The following is a 16,001-nucleotide window of genomic DNA, read 5'->3' on the forward strand; positions in this document are numbered from 1 at the left end:
AGGTGCACGGCGGGGCGAGGGACACCGTCGCCCATGCCGAGGCCGTGGCCGACCGGGAGCTCGCGGCAGCCATCGACAACCCGGTGGTCCTCCACCCGGCGGTGATTCGCCGCCAGCAGTCCATGCAGGTGTCCTCGTTGATCCACTCCAGCTCTCGTGGCAGTCGCTGCACCTGCCACGCCTCCACCTGCACGCCGCAGAACGACGTCACCGACGCATACGGCTCGGCCCGCTTCGCGGCCACGCCGAACGCATGCCGCCCAACCCCCACCGGCCGCCAAAACCAGTCCACACCAGCACTTTCGAACATCCCCGCCTCCTGACTTGTTCTGAGACAAAGCTATGTCACCGGGTCTAGAAATAGTCCCAGGGACAAGCTAGGTTGACCACATCGAGTGATCACTGAACGACATAGGGTGAAGGCATGGCGAACACCGCGAAAGCTCGCGTACTTGGTGCGGAACTCCGAGATCTCCGCAAGCAGGCTGGGCTTACCGTGCGAGCGCTCGAAGAGCGCCTCAACTTCTCGCGTTCAACGATCAGCCGGATCGAGTGCGGTGAAAAGGTGCCCAGCGCCGAGGACCTCGGTGCCATGCTCGCCATCTATCAAGTCACGGGCATACGCCGGGATGAGCTGGTCAAGGCCGCCAAGGAAGCGGACCAACCGAACTGGACCGAGGTCGGCCCAACCGGGATCCCGCGTCAGCTCTCCGCGTTGCTGGAGTTCGAACGCGAAGCCACGCGTATCAGCGACCTTTCTTTGATCAGGGTGCCAGGTCTCTTGCAGACCGCGGATTACGCACGGGCCGTGTTTCGTGTAGGCGGGGTTTCGCCCGAGCGAATCGAGATGCTCGTCGCGATCAGGATGGGGCGGCGGGAAGTGCTGACACGGCTTTCACCAGTCAAATTCGTTGCCCTCGTTGACGAAGCCGTACTGCGACGGCCGATCGGCGGCAAGGAAGTCATGGCCGACCAGCTCAGGCACATCCTGAAGACCGCCGAGCTTGACACCGTCACGGTTCAAGTCCTGCCGTTTGATCTGGGTGCCCACATTGGACAGGACGGCTCGCACATCTTGTTGGAGTTCGCGAAGGCCGACCCGATCGTTCATCTGGAGCATCGCCGTTCGGGACAGTTCCTCGACAAGCCAGAAGACACGACCGATTTTCGCGACCTCACGACTACGCTCCAAGCGGATGCGCTGGGAGCGGATCAGTCTGCGGCATTGATCCGCTCCTACCTTGATGGCTTGGAGGGGTAGTGACTGAAGAATTCATGCACTGGCGGAAGTCCAGCCGATCTGGACCTGACACCAACTGCGTCGAGGTCGGCTGGCGGAAGTCCAGCTACAGCGGGACGCAGTCCAGCTGCGTCGAGGTCGGATTCGGGGTCGACGCCGTCGGAGTCCGTGACACGAAAGACCGCGACGGTGGGCACTTAGCCGTGCCGGTGCCGAGCTGGCACCGGTTCATCGGCGCGGTCAAGGGCGGCGTCTTCGACCGCTAAGGGCCTTCTCCAGTGGCGCGGAAGTGGCTGGTGGGGCGGGTGGGTTTCTTGAGGTCGTGCTCGGCTGATCGGCATCGCCGCAGGTCGCGGGGTGTGGTATCAGGTAGCGGTCCCTTCGGCGCGGTTCGGGGAGGAGGCCGTGATCGTGAGGACTCGTTCCGCTCCCTTGGTCTCGTTGGTCGCCGTTGCCGTCCTGACGGCCGGCGGGTTCGCTTCGGCTGAGCCGCGCTGGGCCGCCTCGTCCAGCGCGGCCGTGCATCCCGGCGTGCAGACCGTGACCAACTCCGCGCAGTGCACCTCGAACTTCGTGTTCCAGGGCGGGTCGAAGGTGTACCTCGGGCAGGCCGCGCACTGCGCCAGGACCGGCGGCGTCGAGCAGACCAACGGCTGCACTTCGCCGTCGCTGCCCATCGGCACCCAGGTCCAGATCACCGGCGCGAGCAAGCCGGGCGTGCTGGTCTACAGCTCGTGGCTGACGATGCAGGCGCTCAAGGAGAAGGACGCCGACACCTGCGCCTACAACGATTTCGCGCTGATCCAGCTCGACCCGGCCGATGTCGGGAAGGTCAACCCGAGCTTGCCCGTGTGGGGCGGCCCCAGCGGCCTGAACACCGGCGGGCTGCAGCAGGGCGACGTCGTGGTGACCTACGGCAGTTCGAAGCTGCGGGCCAGCGTCGGCGACCTGAACGCGAAGGCGGGCACCTCGCTCGGCGATTCCGGCGGCGGCTGGAACCACACCATCTTCACGGTCACGCCGGGCATCCCCGGCGACTCCGGCAGCGGAGTCCTGGATTCGTCGGGGCGCGCGGTGGGCGTGCTGTCCACTTTGAACATTTCCGCGCAGAACTTCGGGAGCAACGGCGCCGGCGATCTAGCGCGCGAGTTGAACTACCTGCACGCGCACTCGTCGCTGCGGAACATCTCGTTGGTCACCGGAACCCAGGAATTCCGCACCGTCCGGTGACTTTCAGATGGCCCGCCACCAGGGCTGGGCTTCGGTGGTCGGGAACATGCCGTCGCCGAGGACCACCCGGAACGGGTTCGGGCCGATCACCGCCCAGGCGTGCTTCGCCCGCTCCGCCGGGAAGTCCGGGCTGGTCACCAGCTCGAAGAGGTCGTCGAAGGCATCCGAGAACAGTTCGCTGAGGTGCTCGCCGAGCCGGTCGTACGCGCCGTTGCGCAGATGTGCGGCGAGCGCGTCGAGGTCAATCTCGTCGAGCATCTTGGCCGTGGACGGGTCGTCGGTGAGAAGGTGCTCGGCCGCTGCCAGGCAGAGCTCGCGCAGCTCACCGGAAACCTCGACGACGGACGGCATCGTGCTGAACGCCGCCATCAGGTCGCCCGGGTCCTGGTGCGGGAGGCCCTTCGCCTTGCCGTGGCAGTACGGCACGAACTCCGGGAACTCCATGGCGTGCGCCGCCTGCGCCACGCGCAACCAGAACTCGGTCGGCAGCTCGTCGGCCCGGCCCGCCTCGTCGGCCCAGTGCCCGACGAAGTGCAGCGCGTTCATCCAGAGGTGGTTGTACCCGTCGTCGATGCACTCCGCGATCTCGACGGCCTGCCCGCTGTCGTCGAGCAGCGACTCCGGTACGAGTTCCGTCGCCGCGGTCAGGTGCTCCACCAGGTTCCCCTCCGGGAACACCAGGTCGGCGGTCAGCCAAGTCGGGTACATCCGTCGCCTCTCTCCCGCTGCCGACCGCCCCGCGGGCCGGCATGCCGAGGTTGAGACGCGCCACCACGAGCCGCAGTTCCGCCGTTCTGCCGGCCGCGCCACGCCGCCGGTCAGGGGCGCGGCGCGGCCGGGACGATCAGCGCCAGACGGCCACCACGGAGGGGCGGGGTTGGCTGGTCCCGCCATCCGGCCAGTGCGAGACCGGGTTGTCGGCGTTGGCCCCGTCGACCTCTCCCGGGTGCTGGGCCGAGACCATGATCAGGTCGTCCTCGATGATCGGGCCGCAGGCTTCCGCGCCGCGCGGGACGCTGAGGAACTGCATCACGTGGCCTCGTTCCGGGCCTTCCAACGGCACGGCGTAGAGGCCGTCGTTGGCGCCTAGGGCCTCCGACGAGTCGGTGGTGATCCAGAGGTTGCCGTGGCTGTCGAAGGCCACGTTGTCCGGGCAGGCGATCGGGCTGACCTGGGACTTGTCGAAACCCGCGAAGTACGTCGCCGGGTCGTTCGGGTCGCCGCAGACCAGCAGCAGGCGCCAGGCGAAGCGGGTGCTCGCCGGGTCGTCGTCGAGCTCCAGGACCTGGCCGTGCTTGTTGCCGTTGCGCGGGTTCGGCTCGTCGGCCGGTGCCTTGCCGGCCGCCCCGCGGTCCGAGTTGTTCGTCAGCGCGGCGTAGACGCGGCCGGTCTTCGGGTGCGGCTGCACGTCCTCCGGGCGGTCCATCTTCGTGGCGCCCACCTTGTCGGCCGCGAGGCGCGCGAAGACGTAGACCTCCTCGGCGGTCATGCCGGGCACGAAGCTGGTGTCGTTGTGCGCCAGCGGAATCCACTCGCCGGAGCCGTCGAACTCGCCGTCCGCCGGGAGCTTGCCGGAGCCGTCGATCTCGTCCGGGCTGTCGCCGGTGAACTTCGCGACGTAGAGCGTGCCCGAGTCGAGCAGCGACATGTTGTGCCGCCGGGCGTGCTTGCTGCGGCCCGGTTTCATCCGCCGGTCCGAGACGAAGCGGTAGACGTACTCGAACTTCTCGTCGTCGCCCATGTACGCCACGACCCGGCCGTCGTCGGCCACCCGGATGTTGGCGCCCTCGTGCTTGAAGCGGCCGAGGGCGGTGTGCTTGACCGGCGTCGATTCCGGGTCGTGCGGGTCGAGTTCGATGATCCAGCCGAACCGGTTCGGCTCGTTGACCTGCTTGGCCAGGTCCCAGCGGGAGTCGAAGCGCTCCCACTTCCGCTCGCTGGCGGCGCCCTTGATCCCGTAGCGCGCCAGCCGCTCCTTGGTCGCCGGGTCGGTGACCGAGTCGGCGTTGGCGAAGTAGAAGTGGATGTTCTCCTCGCCCGAGAGGATCGTGCCCCACGGGGTCACGCCGCCGGAGCAGTTGTTCATGGTGCCGAACGATCGCGTGCCGGTCGGATCCGCCGGAGTCCTCAGCAGTTCGCTGCCCGCCGCCGGGCCGCGCAGCTCGAACGGGGTGTTGAGGGTGATCCGCCGGTTCAGCGGGTCGAGCACCGGTTTCGGCGCGCCGTCGCCGGTTTCGAGCACCACGACCGACAACCCGTGCGCGGCCCAGGCGACCCGGACCTGCTGCTCGGTGGGGTTCTCCGGGTCGTAGCCGCGGAACAGGAACTCCTCGGAGGTGTACTCGTGGTTGTTCACCATCAGCCGCCGGTCGTCGTCCAGCGGCAGCAGCGCGCAGAAGTCGTTGTTGTAGCCGAACTGCCGCTCCTGGGCTTCCGGGGTCTGGTCGTCGAAGTCGAACTCCGGGGCACCGGGCAGGATCGGGTCGCCCCACCGGATCACGACCTGCTGCTGGTAGCCCTCCGGCACGACGACGGCGTCTTCGCTGTTCGGCCGCACGGGGGTGAAGTCCAGCCCCGGCGGCCGGCCGGGCGCGGCGACGGCGGGCCGTCCGGCGAGGCCGGGCAGCACCGCGGCGGAGGCCGCGACCACCGCGCCGGCGCGCAGCAAACCCCGGCGGGACAGCACGTTCTGCAGCAGGTCGCCGAAGTACTGGTTCTCCGTCGGGTTCGGCGGGTGCTCCGCGCACTGGTCGCCGCAGCGGTACCGGCAGGTCACCCGCGCCCGCCCGGCCGACAACAGCGGTAGGAGTCGACGTTCGCCCGGCTGTGCCACCGCAACCTCCCAAGCTTGATCGAGAAATGGCTAGGAGCGTATGACACCACCAACAAGCAGCAAACACTCTTCGAAAACTCGGCGAATTCTCGAAGAGTGCTTGCTCAATCGGGTTATTCAGTTAGGGGACGGGGTCAGAACTCTTCGCCGACCAGCACGGCCTCGGCGGGAACCGTGCGCGTGTTGGCCTGGGTGCGCAGCTCCGCGAACAGCAGGCCCGCGGCGATCACGCAGAGGATCGCGCCGGCCGCGAACGGGGCGTGCTGCGAGCCGAACCACTGGGCCACATGCCCGACCAGCGTGGCCGCGGCCGCCCCGCCGAGCCAGCGCAGGAAGTTGTAGCCCGCGCTGGCGACCGGGCGCGGCGCGTCGCTGATGCTCATCGCGGTTCCGGTGAACAGGGTGTTGAGCAGGCCGGAGGCCAAGCCGCTGAGGATCACCGCGACGACCACCACGGGCTTCGAGCCGAACGTCATGACGCCGAGCAGCACCGCGAAGATCAGCACCGCGAAGATGGTGCCGCCGACCTCGCCGAGCCGCGCCGCGAGCCGCGGGGCCAGGAACACACCGGCGAGGGCGACGCACAGGCCCCAGCCGAAGAACACCAGGCCGACCGCGATCGCGCCGAACTCCAGGACGAACGGCGACCAGGCCAGCACGATGAAGAACGCGGCGGTGTAGAAGGCGGCGCCGAGCGAGGTGCGCAGCAGGCCGCCGTGGCGGAGCGCCCGGATCGGGTCGAGCAGCCGGACCTTGGTCCGGTCGGCGCGGTCTCCGTCCTTGGGCAGGAAGCCCGCCGAGAGGATCAGCGCGATCGCCATCAGCACCGCGGTGCCGGCGAACGGCCCGCGCCAGGAGATGTTGCCCAGCAGGGCGCCCAGCAGCGGGCCGGTGGACAGGCCGATGCCCAGCGCCGCCTCGTAGAGCATGATGGCGGCCCCCTGGCCGCCGCTGGCGGCGCCGACGATCACCGACAGCGCGGTGGCGATGAAGAACGCGTTGCCGAGGCCCCACACCGCGCGCAGCGCGACGAGCTCGCCGATCGAGCTCGCCATCGCGCACGCCAGCGTCGCCACCACGATCAGCACCAGCCCGGTGACCACGGTCCGCTTCGCGCCGAAGCGCGCGCTGAACGCGCCGGTGATCAGCATCGCCAGCACCTGCACGCCCAGGTAGGACGAGAACAGCAGCGTGACCTGCTCGGGGCCGGCGTTCAGCGCCTCTGCGATCGAGAGCAGGATCGGGTCGACCAGGCCGATGCCCATGAAGGCGATCACGGCCGCGAACGCGGTGATCCACACCGCCTTCGGTTGTCCCTTGAAAACGTCGAGTAACCGAACGTCGTGCCCGGCGCTCATCGGTCGCCACCCCTCGCTGAACGGAAGTAATTCGTTCGCAATGCTAACAAGTTTTGGTTAGCGGGACAAACGACGATGAGCGAGCTCACTATCGGTGGAGGCCCGACCGGGCCGGAATCGCGGTGCTCAGGAGCTCAGGGCCGCCTGCGCTGCCGCCGCGATCACCTCCTCTTCGTGGTGCTCGGCGAGGACCGCGAGGATCTCGCCGACGCTGTTGTGCTCCGTCGTGGCGATCTCCGCGATCAGCTCGACCTGCGCGGGCCCCGGCTGCCTGCTGAACTCCGCGAGGAACAGGTCGACGTCCTCGTCCAGCGCCGCCGCCATGCCGTCCAGGGAGAACAGCAGCTCATCGCCGGGGCGGACCATGTTCTCGGTGCTCGCGGGGCGGGACTGCAGCCACATCCGCGCCGCCGGGCCGGCCACCGGATGCTCGGCCAGCTCGCGCACCGCCGAAACGCCCTCGGTGCCGGTGTGCTCCAGCAGGCCCAGCGCCGCCAGGCGGATCGCCGGATCGTCCACGCGCCGGAGTAGCTCCGCCAGCTCCGCGCCGGCCTGCTTCGCGCCGCGCTGCTCGATCCACCGCGGGATCAGCACCTGCTGCACGTCGGCCGGGGTATCCGCGGCCACCAGCGCCAGCAGCTCGGCCGGGTACTGCACCAGATCGTCCACAGTGGGCACTTGGAAGCCGAAGGCGCGCAACGATTCCCGCGCCGCCCACAGGCCCGGTGGCATCAGCTCGATCATGGTGCGATCGGCGGCGACGCCTGCGGGCACGGCGGATTCCAGCACCTCGATCTCCTCCGGGGCGGTGGTGACGTGGCAGCGGACCGCCAGCATCGCCTCCCACTGGGCGAGCATCCGGCGGACGATGCCGCGCACGGCCTCCCGGTCGCTCGGCTCTCCCGCGTCCAGGAGATCGCAGGCCATCGACACCACCAGCTCCAGCGGCACCGCGTCGGTCCGCGAGTAGAGCACGCTCAGCGCGGCCTGGACGATCTCCGGCAGCGCGTCCTCGTCCTCGGCGATCCCGTCGAGCTCGGCGTGGAACACGTCGTCGATCAGCACGAAGCACTGCCAGAGCCGGGTCCACAGCAACTCCGGTTCCGCCAGCAGGGGCTCCGCGATCAGCGCGGGCACCAGCAGGTCTCCGGCCGGCCGGACCAGGCCCGCCCGCTCGGCCCACTCCAGCAGCAGGTCGGCCTCCTCGACGCCGGACGCCTCGCCGAGGGCCGCGACCAGGTCGTCCACATCGGACGGATCGCGGCCGGTGCCGAGCCATTCCAGGACGGCGCGCATCTGCCGGATGACCGGCGAATTCGCCGCGATGGCCCGGTGCGGCTCGACGTGGACGAGATCGACCGGCGGCAACCAGAGCGCGGGCTGGTCCGGCGGCTCCTGCGCGTCGCGGCGCTCGATCTCCTCCAGGATCTCGCCGTCGAAGTCGATCTCGCCTGCGTCCACCGCGTCGAAGAACTCCGCCGCCGACCCCGGATCCTCCGGATCGAAGCCGAGTTCGCACATCGTCGCGTCCCAGAACTTCGCCGCTGCCCACTCGGTCGGCTCCGCCATCGCCGCCAGGTAGTCCGGCACGGCCCGCTCCACCGCTCCGTGCAGCTCGGCGAGCGAGCCGGGCGAGGTGAGCAGGCCCGCCGCGGCCAGGAAATCCAGCCACTGGTGCAGGAAATCCGGCGCCAGCGACCACTTCGGCACGAGCAACCGGCGGGGCACCACTTCGACCAGGAATCGCACCAGGTCTTCTTCGGTCCAGCGGGCCAGCAGCCCGTCCCTGGTGAACTTGTCGTCCAGCAGGCACCCGGCCAACCAGCCTGCGTCGGACTCCGGCCGGCTGCGGGTGAACGCCGCGACCAGCTCGCCGCGCGCCGCCTCGAACCGGCCGACCTCGCCGTGGATGAAGGCAGTTCGCATCACGTGCTCCTCTCGCTCAGGTGTGCGGATCAGGTTAGGTAGCACGCCGAGCGGCGGCGGGGATCCAAGCGAGTTGGGTGCGCGTGTCGTGATCCCCTGAACGGGCGGTATCTAGGTATGGCCCTCGGTACATGTCCCGCTTCGGCACCAGGGTCTTTCGGCCCATGCTTTCGACACGTCCGGAAACGGACGCACCGCTCGGGAAACCGGTGGTCGAACGGCGAAAGCCGCCGGAGCGACCGCGGCCCACCCGTTCGTCCCGGCCAGGGTCGACCCCCGGATCCCAGCGGCGTTCCCGCACCAGGGAGGAGGTTGCATTGACCGGACAGCAGCTACTTGCCCCAGCTGCCTGTTGTTCGGCCCTCCCACCGGCGAGGCGGGTGCCACCCGTCCGACTAGGCGGCAACGGAGCCGCCGCACCCACCTCGCCGGTTCACCATCCCCCGATCCTCGAAGGCCCGCGAAAAGTCGAGATGAACAGCTCTTCCGAATACCGCTCCTACGGTTGGTGGGTCGAGCACGACCCGAACTCCGACCGCACCACACTCATCGTCGGCGGCCGCATCGGCGCGCTGCGGATGCCCGCCGAATTTGCCGCCCGCGTGCACCAAGTGCTCGCCATCCACCTCCAAGCCGGACCCGTGCTGGTCGACGGCGCCGACTGGGTGCTGCTCACCCAACCCGGCGGCCGCGTCGAACTGCCCGAGGAGCTCGCCGAGGTCGCCGGCGTGCCGGCCGGCGCCCGCCTGGCCCTGCCGCCGCTGGACGACCCGAGCTGGATCAGCCCGCCGCGCGCGGACCGCCCGGCGCCGAGCCGGCAGGTCGTCATCTCGGCAGCCCGCCGCGCCCGGGCCGACACCGCGCTCGCCATGACGGCCTGAGCCCGGACCGCCATGAGCGGCTGAGCGTGGAGTGAACGACGTAATCGCCTCGGTAGGAGAGGTGAACGGCCTGTTCGCCTCATTCGCCCGGCTTCGGTGGATGCCCGATGGGATGGAGTGAACGGACCGTTCGTCTCGATAGGCGCGGTGAACAGGCCGTTCACTTCAACTGCCCCTCGCGTCACGGCTGTTCGGCCACCCAGACCGCGATCTGCGCGCGCGAGGTGGCGCCCAGCTTGGCGAGGATGTGCTCGATGTGGCTGTCCGAGGTCCGCTTCGAGATCACCAGCTGCTCGGCGATCTGCCGGTTCGACAACCCCTGCGCGACCAGCCGCGCCACCTCGCGTTCCCGCGGCGTCAGCCGCACCGGCTCTTCCTCGGACGGCGCGGGCGGGCGCTCGCCGAGCGCGAACCTGATCAGTTCGTCCAGCGTGTACTCCGCGCCGCGGCTGCGCTCAGCGCGGAGTTCTGCTGTTGGCAGGGCGTTCCGGATGCGCGCGTCGGCTTCCGCGTGCCAGCCGAGGTAGCGCTCCAGGCCGAACAGGTAGCGGCCCAGCGGCCGCCACAGGTGCGCCACCGCCGAGCTCAGCCGGGCCGCACGCGCCACCCGGCCCTGGGTCGCGGACAACCACGCCTCCAGCTCGATCGCCATCAGCATCCCGGGCACGTCGTTGAACAGCTGCTTGATCCGCAGGCATTCGTGCACGTGCGCCAGCGCGGCCGGGAAGTCGCCCTGCCGCCAGCGGGCCAGCCCGAGCACCAGCTCGGCCCACGAGCGGCCCCACAGCTCGCCGTGCTCCTCGCAGATCTCCCGGCATTCCTCGCACAGCTCGACGGCTCGCTCGCAGTCGCCGCGGAACGCCGCCAGCAGCGCCAGGTTCGGCAGGCTGAGCAGCGCGACCCCGTCGTGCTGCAGCATCTCCCGCCGTTCCAGCGCTTCGGCCAGCCGGGACGTTGCCGCCGCGTTCTCGTTGCGCAGCAGGTCGACCAGCCCGGCGATGTGCGTGGTCAGCGCCAGCACCGAGCCGTACTCCGCCCGCCGCGCCGCGTCCCGTGCTTCGGCGAGCAGCGCGCGGGCGGCTTCGGTGTCTCCCTGCATGGCGCTGACCAGGCCGTTCGTCGTCAGCGCCCGGGCTCGCTGCTGACCTGGTTCGGACACCGCCTGGAGCATCTCGTCCAGCCAGTACCGGCCTTCCCGCAGCGAACCGCCGGCCGCCCAGAAGAACCGCAGGGCCGCTGCCATCCGCAGGCCCTCATGCCCCTCGCCGGGCTCGGTGCGGCAGAAGTCCAGGGCGGCGCGCAGGTTCGACCGGTCCTGCCGCAGCCGGGTCAGCCACTCCACCTGGTGCGGGCCGAGCCATTCCGCGTCGACGTGCTCGGCGAGCAGCAGGAAGTGGTCGCGGTGCCGCCGCCGCAGCGCGAGCTCCTTCGCGCCGCCGCCGAGCCGCTCGCGCCCGTACTCCTGGATCGTCTTCAGCAACCGGTAGCGGGTACGGGTGGCGGGCTGGTCCTCCTTGACCAGCACGGACTTCTCCACCAGGCCCGCGACGCCGATGAACACGTCCTCGACGGTCACGCCGTCGCCGACGCAGACCGCCTCCGCCGCGTCCAGCTCGAAACCGCCGGCGAACACCGACAGCCGCGCCCACACGGCCTGTTCGGTCGGCGAGCACAGGTCGAAGCTCCACTCGACCGCCGCGCGCAGCGTGCGGTGGTGCGGCAGGCCGCTGCGATCGCCCAAGGTCAGCAGGCGGTACCGGTCGCTGAGCCGGTCGACGATCTCCTCCACCGACAGCGACCGCATCCACACCGCGGCCAGCTCGATGGCCAGCGGCAGGCCGTCGAGCTGCCGGCACAGCCGGACCACCAGCGCCTCGTTCGCCGGGCCGATGACGAATCCCGGAAGCACCGCCGAGGCCCGGTCGGCGAACAGCTCCAGCACCTCGAAACCGGTGGCGCGCTGCACCACGTGGCCTTCCCGGTCCACCCGCGGCATGACCATCGGCAGCACCGGCCACACCCGCTCCGCGGCGAGCGCCAGCGGCGCGCGGGAGGTGGCGAGGACGCGCACCTCGGGGGCGGCGGCGAGCAGGTCCCCGACCAGCGGCACGCACTCGTCCAGCAGGTGCTCGCAGCCGTCGAGCAGGATCAGCATCCGCTTGTCGGCGAGCTGATCGGCGAGGGCCGCCTCCGGCGGCAGGTCCGAGGGTTCGAGCCCGAGGCTGCTGACCAGCACCTGGGCGAGGTCGTCGCCGGGCAGGACCTTGCCCAGTTCCACCAGCCAGATGCCGTCCGGGAAGGCGCGGCGCAGATCGCGCGCGACGCGGATCGCGAGCCGCGACTTGCCGACCCCGGCCACTCCGGTCAGGGTCACCAGCCGCGAGGCCGACACCAGCCGCTTCACCTGCGTGATCGCCCCGCGGCGGCCGACGAAGCTCGTCAGGTCGTCGGGAAGTCTGCCCACCCGCCGGGTTGTCATGGCGGCCACCCGTGCTCGCCGAACGCCTTGTCGACACCGAGTGTAGGCCCGGGTTCCCCCGAACGGCGTCGTCAGGAGTGCAGCACGGCCCAGGTGATGATGCCGCCGACCGCGCTGAACAGGCCGCCGAACAGCAGGAACGCGAAGCTGGCCAGCTCCGGCCCGTCGCCGGCCAGCAGGATCCGGTACGGGTCGTGCGGGTGCTGGCGGACGGTGATCCCGGTGCCCACCGGGATGCGGCGGATCAGCCGGCCGCGCCCGCTGGGCGCCTCCAGCACCTCGCCGGTCGGGGCGGTCCAGCGGACCACCGCGTGGTGCCGCGTCATGCCCTGCGGGCCGGTGCTGGTCGTTTCGCCGATCACGACGCCGCGGGAGCGCGGACCGGTCTTGATGCGCAGCGTGGCGAGGATCCCGGCGACTCCGATGGCCAGCACGCTGCCGCCGACGCACAGGAACGCCGCCCCGAACAGGACACCGTTGTCCATCAGGTCGTCGGCGGTCACGCCTCGCCAGAACGCCCAGAGCGCCGCCAGGCCGACGGCCAGCACGACGGCGCCGATCAGCGTGAAGATCACCGCAGGCCCGCCGTCGTGGCCGGGGAGGAAGATCTTCGACGGGTCGGCGCGGTCGTAGTGCACCAGGACGCGCCGACCGGGGATGAACGACGTGTGGGTCTTCGAGATCTCCGACTTCGCCCGGTGGGTCCGGCCGTCCTCGGCGACGAACTCGATCACCGGCGCGTGCTGGTAGCTGCCGCCCGAGCCGTCGTTCGACGACGACCACCTGCTGTCCTGGGCGACCACGATCCCGTGCGCCCGGCTGCCGTGGCGGACCAGCAGCCGGTTCCGCCGGATCTGCCGCGCGCCGCCCACCAGGAAGATCGCGCCGAGCACCACCGGCACCAGCACGGGCAGCACGCCGAAGTCGAAGTCCACGCCCGATCAGACTCGCGCCGGGCGCCGGCGGTTCCTCAGCGGTCGGACACCAGCGGCAGACCGGCCCGGTGCGCGGCGGCGAACTCCTCGTCGACGAGCACCACCTCGCGGCCCGCGCGCGCCAGCAGCGACGCCGCCGCGGCGGCCCGGTACCCGGCGCTGCAATGCACCCACACGACCCCGTCCGGGAGCTCGTGCGTCCGGTCGCGCAGCTCGAAGAGCGGGATGTGCACGGCGTTCTTGAGGTGGCAGGCCCGCCACTCGCGGCGCATCCGCACGTCCAGCACGACCGTTCCCGGGCCGGCTTCGGCGAGGTCGTCGAACGTCGCGGACGGCAGGTTGCGCACCAGGCTCGAGTCCGCGGCGAGCTCGTGCGGATGCCCGACCGCCGCCATCGGCCGCTCGATGCCGATGCGCGCCAGCTCGCGTTGCGCGGCGGCGACCTGCTCCGGCGATTCGCCGACCAGCGTCAGCGGCGCGCCCCGGTCGGCCAGCCAGCCGAGCCAGGTGGCCAGCGGCCCGTCCAGGCCGAGGCTGATCGTGCCCGCCAGGTGCGCGCGCGAGAACGCCCGGCGGGACCGCAGGTCCACCACCCAGTCGCCGACGCGCAGCCGCCGGGCCAGCTCAGTCGGCCGCACCCGGGCCGGTTCCCGCAGGTCGACCGGCTCCGGCCCGGCCGCGTTCCGCGCGCCCATCTGCGCGTAGTACGCCGGGAACGCGTCCAGCGCGGACAGGGCGTGGTCGACGAATTCGTCCTCGCCGAGCCGGAACGCGGCGTTGACCTTCTTCTGCTGGCCCACGGTCGCGGAGCCGCCGGGCACGGCGTCGGCCGAGCAGTAGCTGCCGAAGCCGTGCGTCGGCCAGATCGCCGCGTCGTCCGGCAGCACCTCGGCGAGCTTGCGCACCGACGCGTGCTGCTGCCGGGCAAGCTCCTCGCTGTGCTGCTGGCCGAGCAGATCGGTGCGCCCGGTCGAGCCGAACAGCAGCGACCCGCCGGTGAACACCCCGACCACGCCGCCGGGCTCTTCGAGCACGTACGACAGGTGGTGGAAGGTGTGACCGGGCGTCGCCAGCACGCGCAGCCGCATCCCCGGCGACACCGCCACCACATCGCCTTCGGCCAGCGGGCGCCGCGAGAACGACACCACGTCCGACGCCGACACCCCGTACTCCGCACCGGTCAGCCGGCACAGCTCCAAGCCGCCGGAGAGGTAGTCGTTGTGGATGTGCGTCTCCAGCACGTGGGTGATGCGGACCCCTCGGCGACCGGCGACGGCGAACATCCGGTCGACGTCGCGCTGCGGATCCACCACGGCCGCCACCGCGCCGTCGGTGACGAGGTAGCTGCGGTCGCCCAGCGATGAGGTCTCGACGACTTCCACCGCGACCATGACACCACCCGTAGGTCAGCCGGACTTCTCGTCGCGGCCGTGGACCTGGGCCGGCGGGTGCGTGGCCTCGACGGCTGTGAACGTTTCGAGGATCTTGTAGCGGTGCTCGGCGCCCCTCGGGATGATCCACGAGTCGCCCGGTTCGAGCAGCACCGTCTGGCCCTCGCTCTGCAGCTCCGCGCGGCCGCTGATCACGTATCCGGCGGTCTCGTAGTCGCGGGCCGCCGACTGCTTGTCCACGCCCGGCGGCTCGTCGCGCCACAGCCGCATCGCCAGGCCGACGCCTTCGGCGAGGTAGTACTGGCCGAGGGCGCCGCGCGGTGAGTGCGCGCCGTCCACCTTGATGATCGTGGTGTCGCTCATCGGATCCCCCTCCCGTGCCCCGTTTCGCCTCGATTCTCCCGCCGCAGGGGCGGTCGGGCAGCGCGGCGGGTCAGCCCCAGATCGCGGCGGCCAGCACCACGCCGAGCACGCCCGAACCGATCCCGGCGAGCGTCGTGACGACCACGTTGAGCACCGCGAACAGCCGCGCGCCGTCGAGCAGCAGCCGGACGGTTTCGTAGCTGAACGTGCTGAAGGTGGTCAGCGCGCCGCAGAAGCCGACGCCGAGGAAGGTCTGGAGCACCGGGATCGGCACGCCGAAGAGCGCGACGCCGGCGAGGAAGCCGAGGATCAGCGAGCCGATCGCGTTGACCGTCACCGTGCCCCACGGGAAGCCGGTGTCGTGCCGCGCCTGCACCCAGCGATCGGTGTGGAACCGGAGGCACGCGCCCAGCGCCCCACCGGCCGCGACCAGCACGAACGTCACCGCGGCTCCTTGCCGGCGTAGCGGATCACCTCGACCTCGTCGAGCAGCACCAGGCCGTTGGTGACCAGCCCGTCGAGCTCCGGCAGGAAGCTCCGCACCCGCTGCTCGTCGTCGACGATCACCACCGCGACCGGCAGGTCCTCGCTCAGCGACAGCAGCCGCGCGGTGTGGATCGCCGCCGTCGCGCCGAAGCCCTCGACGCCGCGGAACACCGAGGCGCCGGCCAGCCCGGCGTGCCTGGCCCGCAGCACGATCTCGTGGTACAGCGGTTTGTGCTGGTAGGTGTCGCCTTCGCCGACGATCGCGGTGAGCCGGAACGCCTCGCCCTGCAGTCGCATCACCGATCACCCCGCCCGAACAGGCGCGCCACCGAGCGCGCCGCGAGAACCCCGACGAGCACCGCGAGCAGGCAGCTCAGCACGGTCCCGACCAGGTAGGCCAGGGCGAGCGCGGGCTGGTGGTCGAGCACGAGGTGCAGCGCGTCGACGACGTAGGTGGAGAACGTGGTGAACCCGCCGAGCACGCCGACGCCGAGGAACGGCCGGACCAGCCGGTGCGCGACGACGAGCTCGGTGATCACGTGCATCAGCACCCCGATGGCCACGCAGCCGATCACGTTGACCAGCAACGTCGACAACGGCCCCGGCCAGGCCAGGGACGCGCCGTAGCGCAGCAGCGAGCCCAGCGTGCCGCCGGCCGCGACCACCGCGTACACGTCCCACGCGGCCCTGGCCCGGGGCTTGCTCTGCGGCTGCAGCTCAGCCGGGAATGCCGAACTCATCACGCTCCTCACCTGTTCCGGTGCGAAACGCTACCCCGCTCCCCGGCGGACGTCGTCGTGGCCAGGTGATCACCGTTGGCAGGGTGGGTGATGGCCGCAATTTCCATTGAAATCGAACCTTCGATTTCAATGGAAATTG

Annotated in this window: 16 protein-coding genes; 4 read left to right on the forward strand and 12 right to left on the reverse strand. The window is 70.6% G+C overall.

The window, feature by feature from the left end; all coding sequences use genetic code 11:
* The coding region (locus AB0H93_RS31935; protein WP_358577870.1) for a hypothetical protein at positions 1 to 310 on the reverse strand (310 nt) is incomplete at its 3' end.
* A gap of 114 nt (positions 311 to 424) precedes the next feature.
* On the opposite strand from AB0H93_RS31935, the gene AB0H93_RS31940 reads away from it, so the two are divergent.
* The 3 genes from AB0H93_RS31940 (at position 425) to AB0H93_RS31950 (ending at position 2,470) form a co-directional block, all read left to right on the forward strand.
* Positions 425 to 1,261 (forward strand): helix-turn-helix transcriptional regulator, encoded by an 837-nt coding sequence (locus AB0H93_RS31940; protein WP_358577622.1) that lies wholly within the window; start codon positions 425 to 427, stop codon positions 1,259 to 1,261.
* Complete coding sequence (locus AB0H93_RS31945) at positions 1,261 to 1,506, forward strand: DUF397 domain-containing protein (RefSeq protein WP_358577625.1); 246 nt, start codon at positions 1,261 to 1,263, stop codon at positions 1,504 to 1,506. Before AB0H93_RS31940 ends, AB0H93_RS31945 begins: the two co-directional genes overlap by 1 nt.
* A gap of 145 nt (positions 1,507 to 1,651) precedes the next feature.
* Positions 1,652 to 2,470, forward strand: coding sequence for a serine protease (locus AB0H93_RS31950; protein WP_358577627.1), 819 nt, complete (start codon positions 1,652 to 1,654; stop codon positions 2,468 to 2,470).
* Between the two features lie 3 nt (positions 2,471 to 2,473).
* On the opposite strand, the gene AB0H93_RS31955 is transcribed toward AB0H93_RS31950, so the two are convergent.
* The 4 genes from AB0H93_RS31955 to AB0H93_RS31970 all read right to left on the reverse strand — a co-directional run bounded on the left by AB0H93_RS31955 (position 2,474) and on the right by AB0H93_RS31970 (position 8,587).
* Positions 2,474 to 3,178, reverse strand: coding sequence for a hypothetical protein (locus tag AB0H93_RS31955; RefSeq protein WP_358577630.1), 705 nt, complete (start codon positions 3,176 to 3,178; stop codon positions 2,474 to 2,476).
* A 136-nt stretch (positions 3,179 to 3,314) separates the two neighbouring features.
* A complete protein-coding gene (locus AB0H93_RS31960; protein ID WP_358577632.1) occupies positions 3,315 to 5,303 on the reverse strand; it encodes a PhoX family phosphatase in 1,989 nt (662 codons plus the stop codon).
* A 134-nt stretch (positions 5,304 to 5,437) separates the two neighbouring features.
* A complete protein-coding gene (locus AB0H93_RS31965; RefSeq protein ID WP_358577634.1) occupies positions 5,438 to 6,661 on the reverse strand; it encodes an MFS transporter in 1,224 nt (407 codons plus the stop codon).
* Between the two features lie 126 nt (positions 6,662 to 6,787).
* Positions 6,788 to 8,587 carry a hypothetical protein gene (locus AB0H93_RS31970; protein ID WP_358577636.1) on the reverse strand — a complete coding sequence of 600 codons (1,800 nt, stop codon included), beginning with the start codon at positions 8,585 to 8,587 and terminating at the stop codon, positions 6,788 to 6,790.
* A gap of 473 nt (positions 8,588 to 9,060) precedes the next feature.
* Here AB0H93_RS31970 and AB0H93_RS31975 point away from each other — a divergent pair, with 473 nt between their 5' ends.
* Positions 9,061 to 9,468, forward strand: a complete 408-nt coding sequence (locus tag AB0H93_RS31975; RefSeq protein WP_358577638.1) for a hypothetical protein — start codon at positions 9,061 to 9,063, stop codon at positions 9,466 to 9,468.
* A gap of 181 nt (positions 9,469 to 9,649) precedes the next feature.
* Here AB0H93_RS31975 and AB0H93_RS31980 read toward each other — a convergent pair whose 3' ends face one another.
* From AB0H93_RS31980 to AB0H93_RS32010, 7 genes are all read right to left on the reverse strand, one after another.
* On the reverse strand, positions 9,650 to 11,947 hold the full coding sequence (locus AB0H93_RS31980) for a LuxR C-terminal-related transcriptional regulator (protein ID WP_358577641.1): 2,298 nt from the start codon (positions 11,945 to 11,947) through the stop codon (positions 9,650 to 9,652).
* Positions 11,948 to 12,018: 71 nt separating this feature from the next.
* Positions 12,019 to 12,882 (reverse strand): DUF3592 domain-containing protein, encoded by an 864-nt coding sequence (locus AB0H93_RS31985; RefSeq protein ID WP_358577643.1) that lies wholly within the window; start codon positions 12,880 to 12,882, stop codon positions 12,019 to 12,021.
* 35 nt (positions 12,883 to 12,917) lie between these two features.
* Positions 12,918 to 14,273 (reverse strand): MBL fold metallo-hydrolase, encoded by a 1,356-nt coding sequence (locus AB0H93_RS31990; protein ID WP_358577645.1) that lies wholly within the window; start codon positions 14,271 to 14,273, stop codon positions 12,918 to 12,920.
* Between the two features lie 15 nt (positions 14,274 to 14,288).
* Positions 14,289 to 14,636 (reverse strand): cupin domain-containing protein, encoded by a 348-nt coding sequence (locus AB0H93_RS31995; RefSeq protein WP_358577647.1) that lies wholly within the window; start codon positions 14,634 to 14,636, stop codon positions 14,289 to 14,291.
* A 70-nt stretch (positions 14,637 to 14,706) separates the two neighbouring features.
* Positions 14,707 to 15,081, reverse strand: coding sequence for a fluoride efflux transporter CrcB (crcB, locus tag AB0H93_RS32000; RefSeq protein WP_358577649.1), 375 nt, complete (start codon positions 15,079 to 15,081; stop codon positions 14,707 to 14,709).
* On the reverse strand, positions 15,078 to 15,419 hold the full coding sequence (locus tag AB0H93_RS32005) for a DUF190 domain-containing protein (RefSeq protein WP_358577855.1): 342 nt from the start codon (positions 15,417 to 15,419) through the stop codon (positions 15,078 to 15,080). The genes crcB and AB0H93_RS32005 overlap by 4 nt, the downstream gene beginning before the upstream one ends.
* Positions 15,419 to 15,862: a CrcB family protein gene (locus tag AB0H93_RS32010; protein WP_358577651.1), complete on the reverse strand. Its 444-nt coding sequence runs from the start codon at positions 15,860 to 15,862 to the stop codon at positions 15,419 to 15,421. Before AB0H93_RS32010 ends, AB0H93_RS32005 begins: the two co-directional genes overlap by 1 nt.
* Positions 15,863 to 16,001: the final 139 nt, after the last annotated feature.

The sequence above is a fragment of the Saccharopolyspora sp. NPDC050642 genome, from assembly GCF_040654735.1.
In the GTDB taxonomy this organism is placed as follows: domain Bacteria; phylum Actinomycetota; class Actinomycetes; order Mycobacteriales; family Pseudonocardiaceae; genus Saccharopolyspora; species Saccharopolyspora elongata.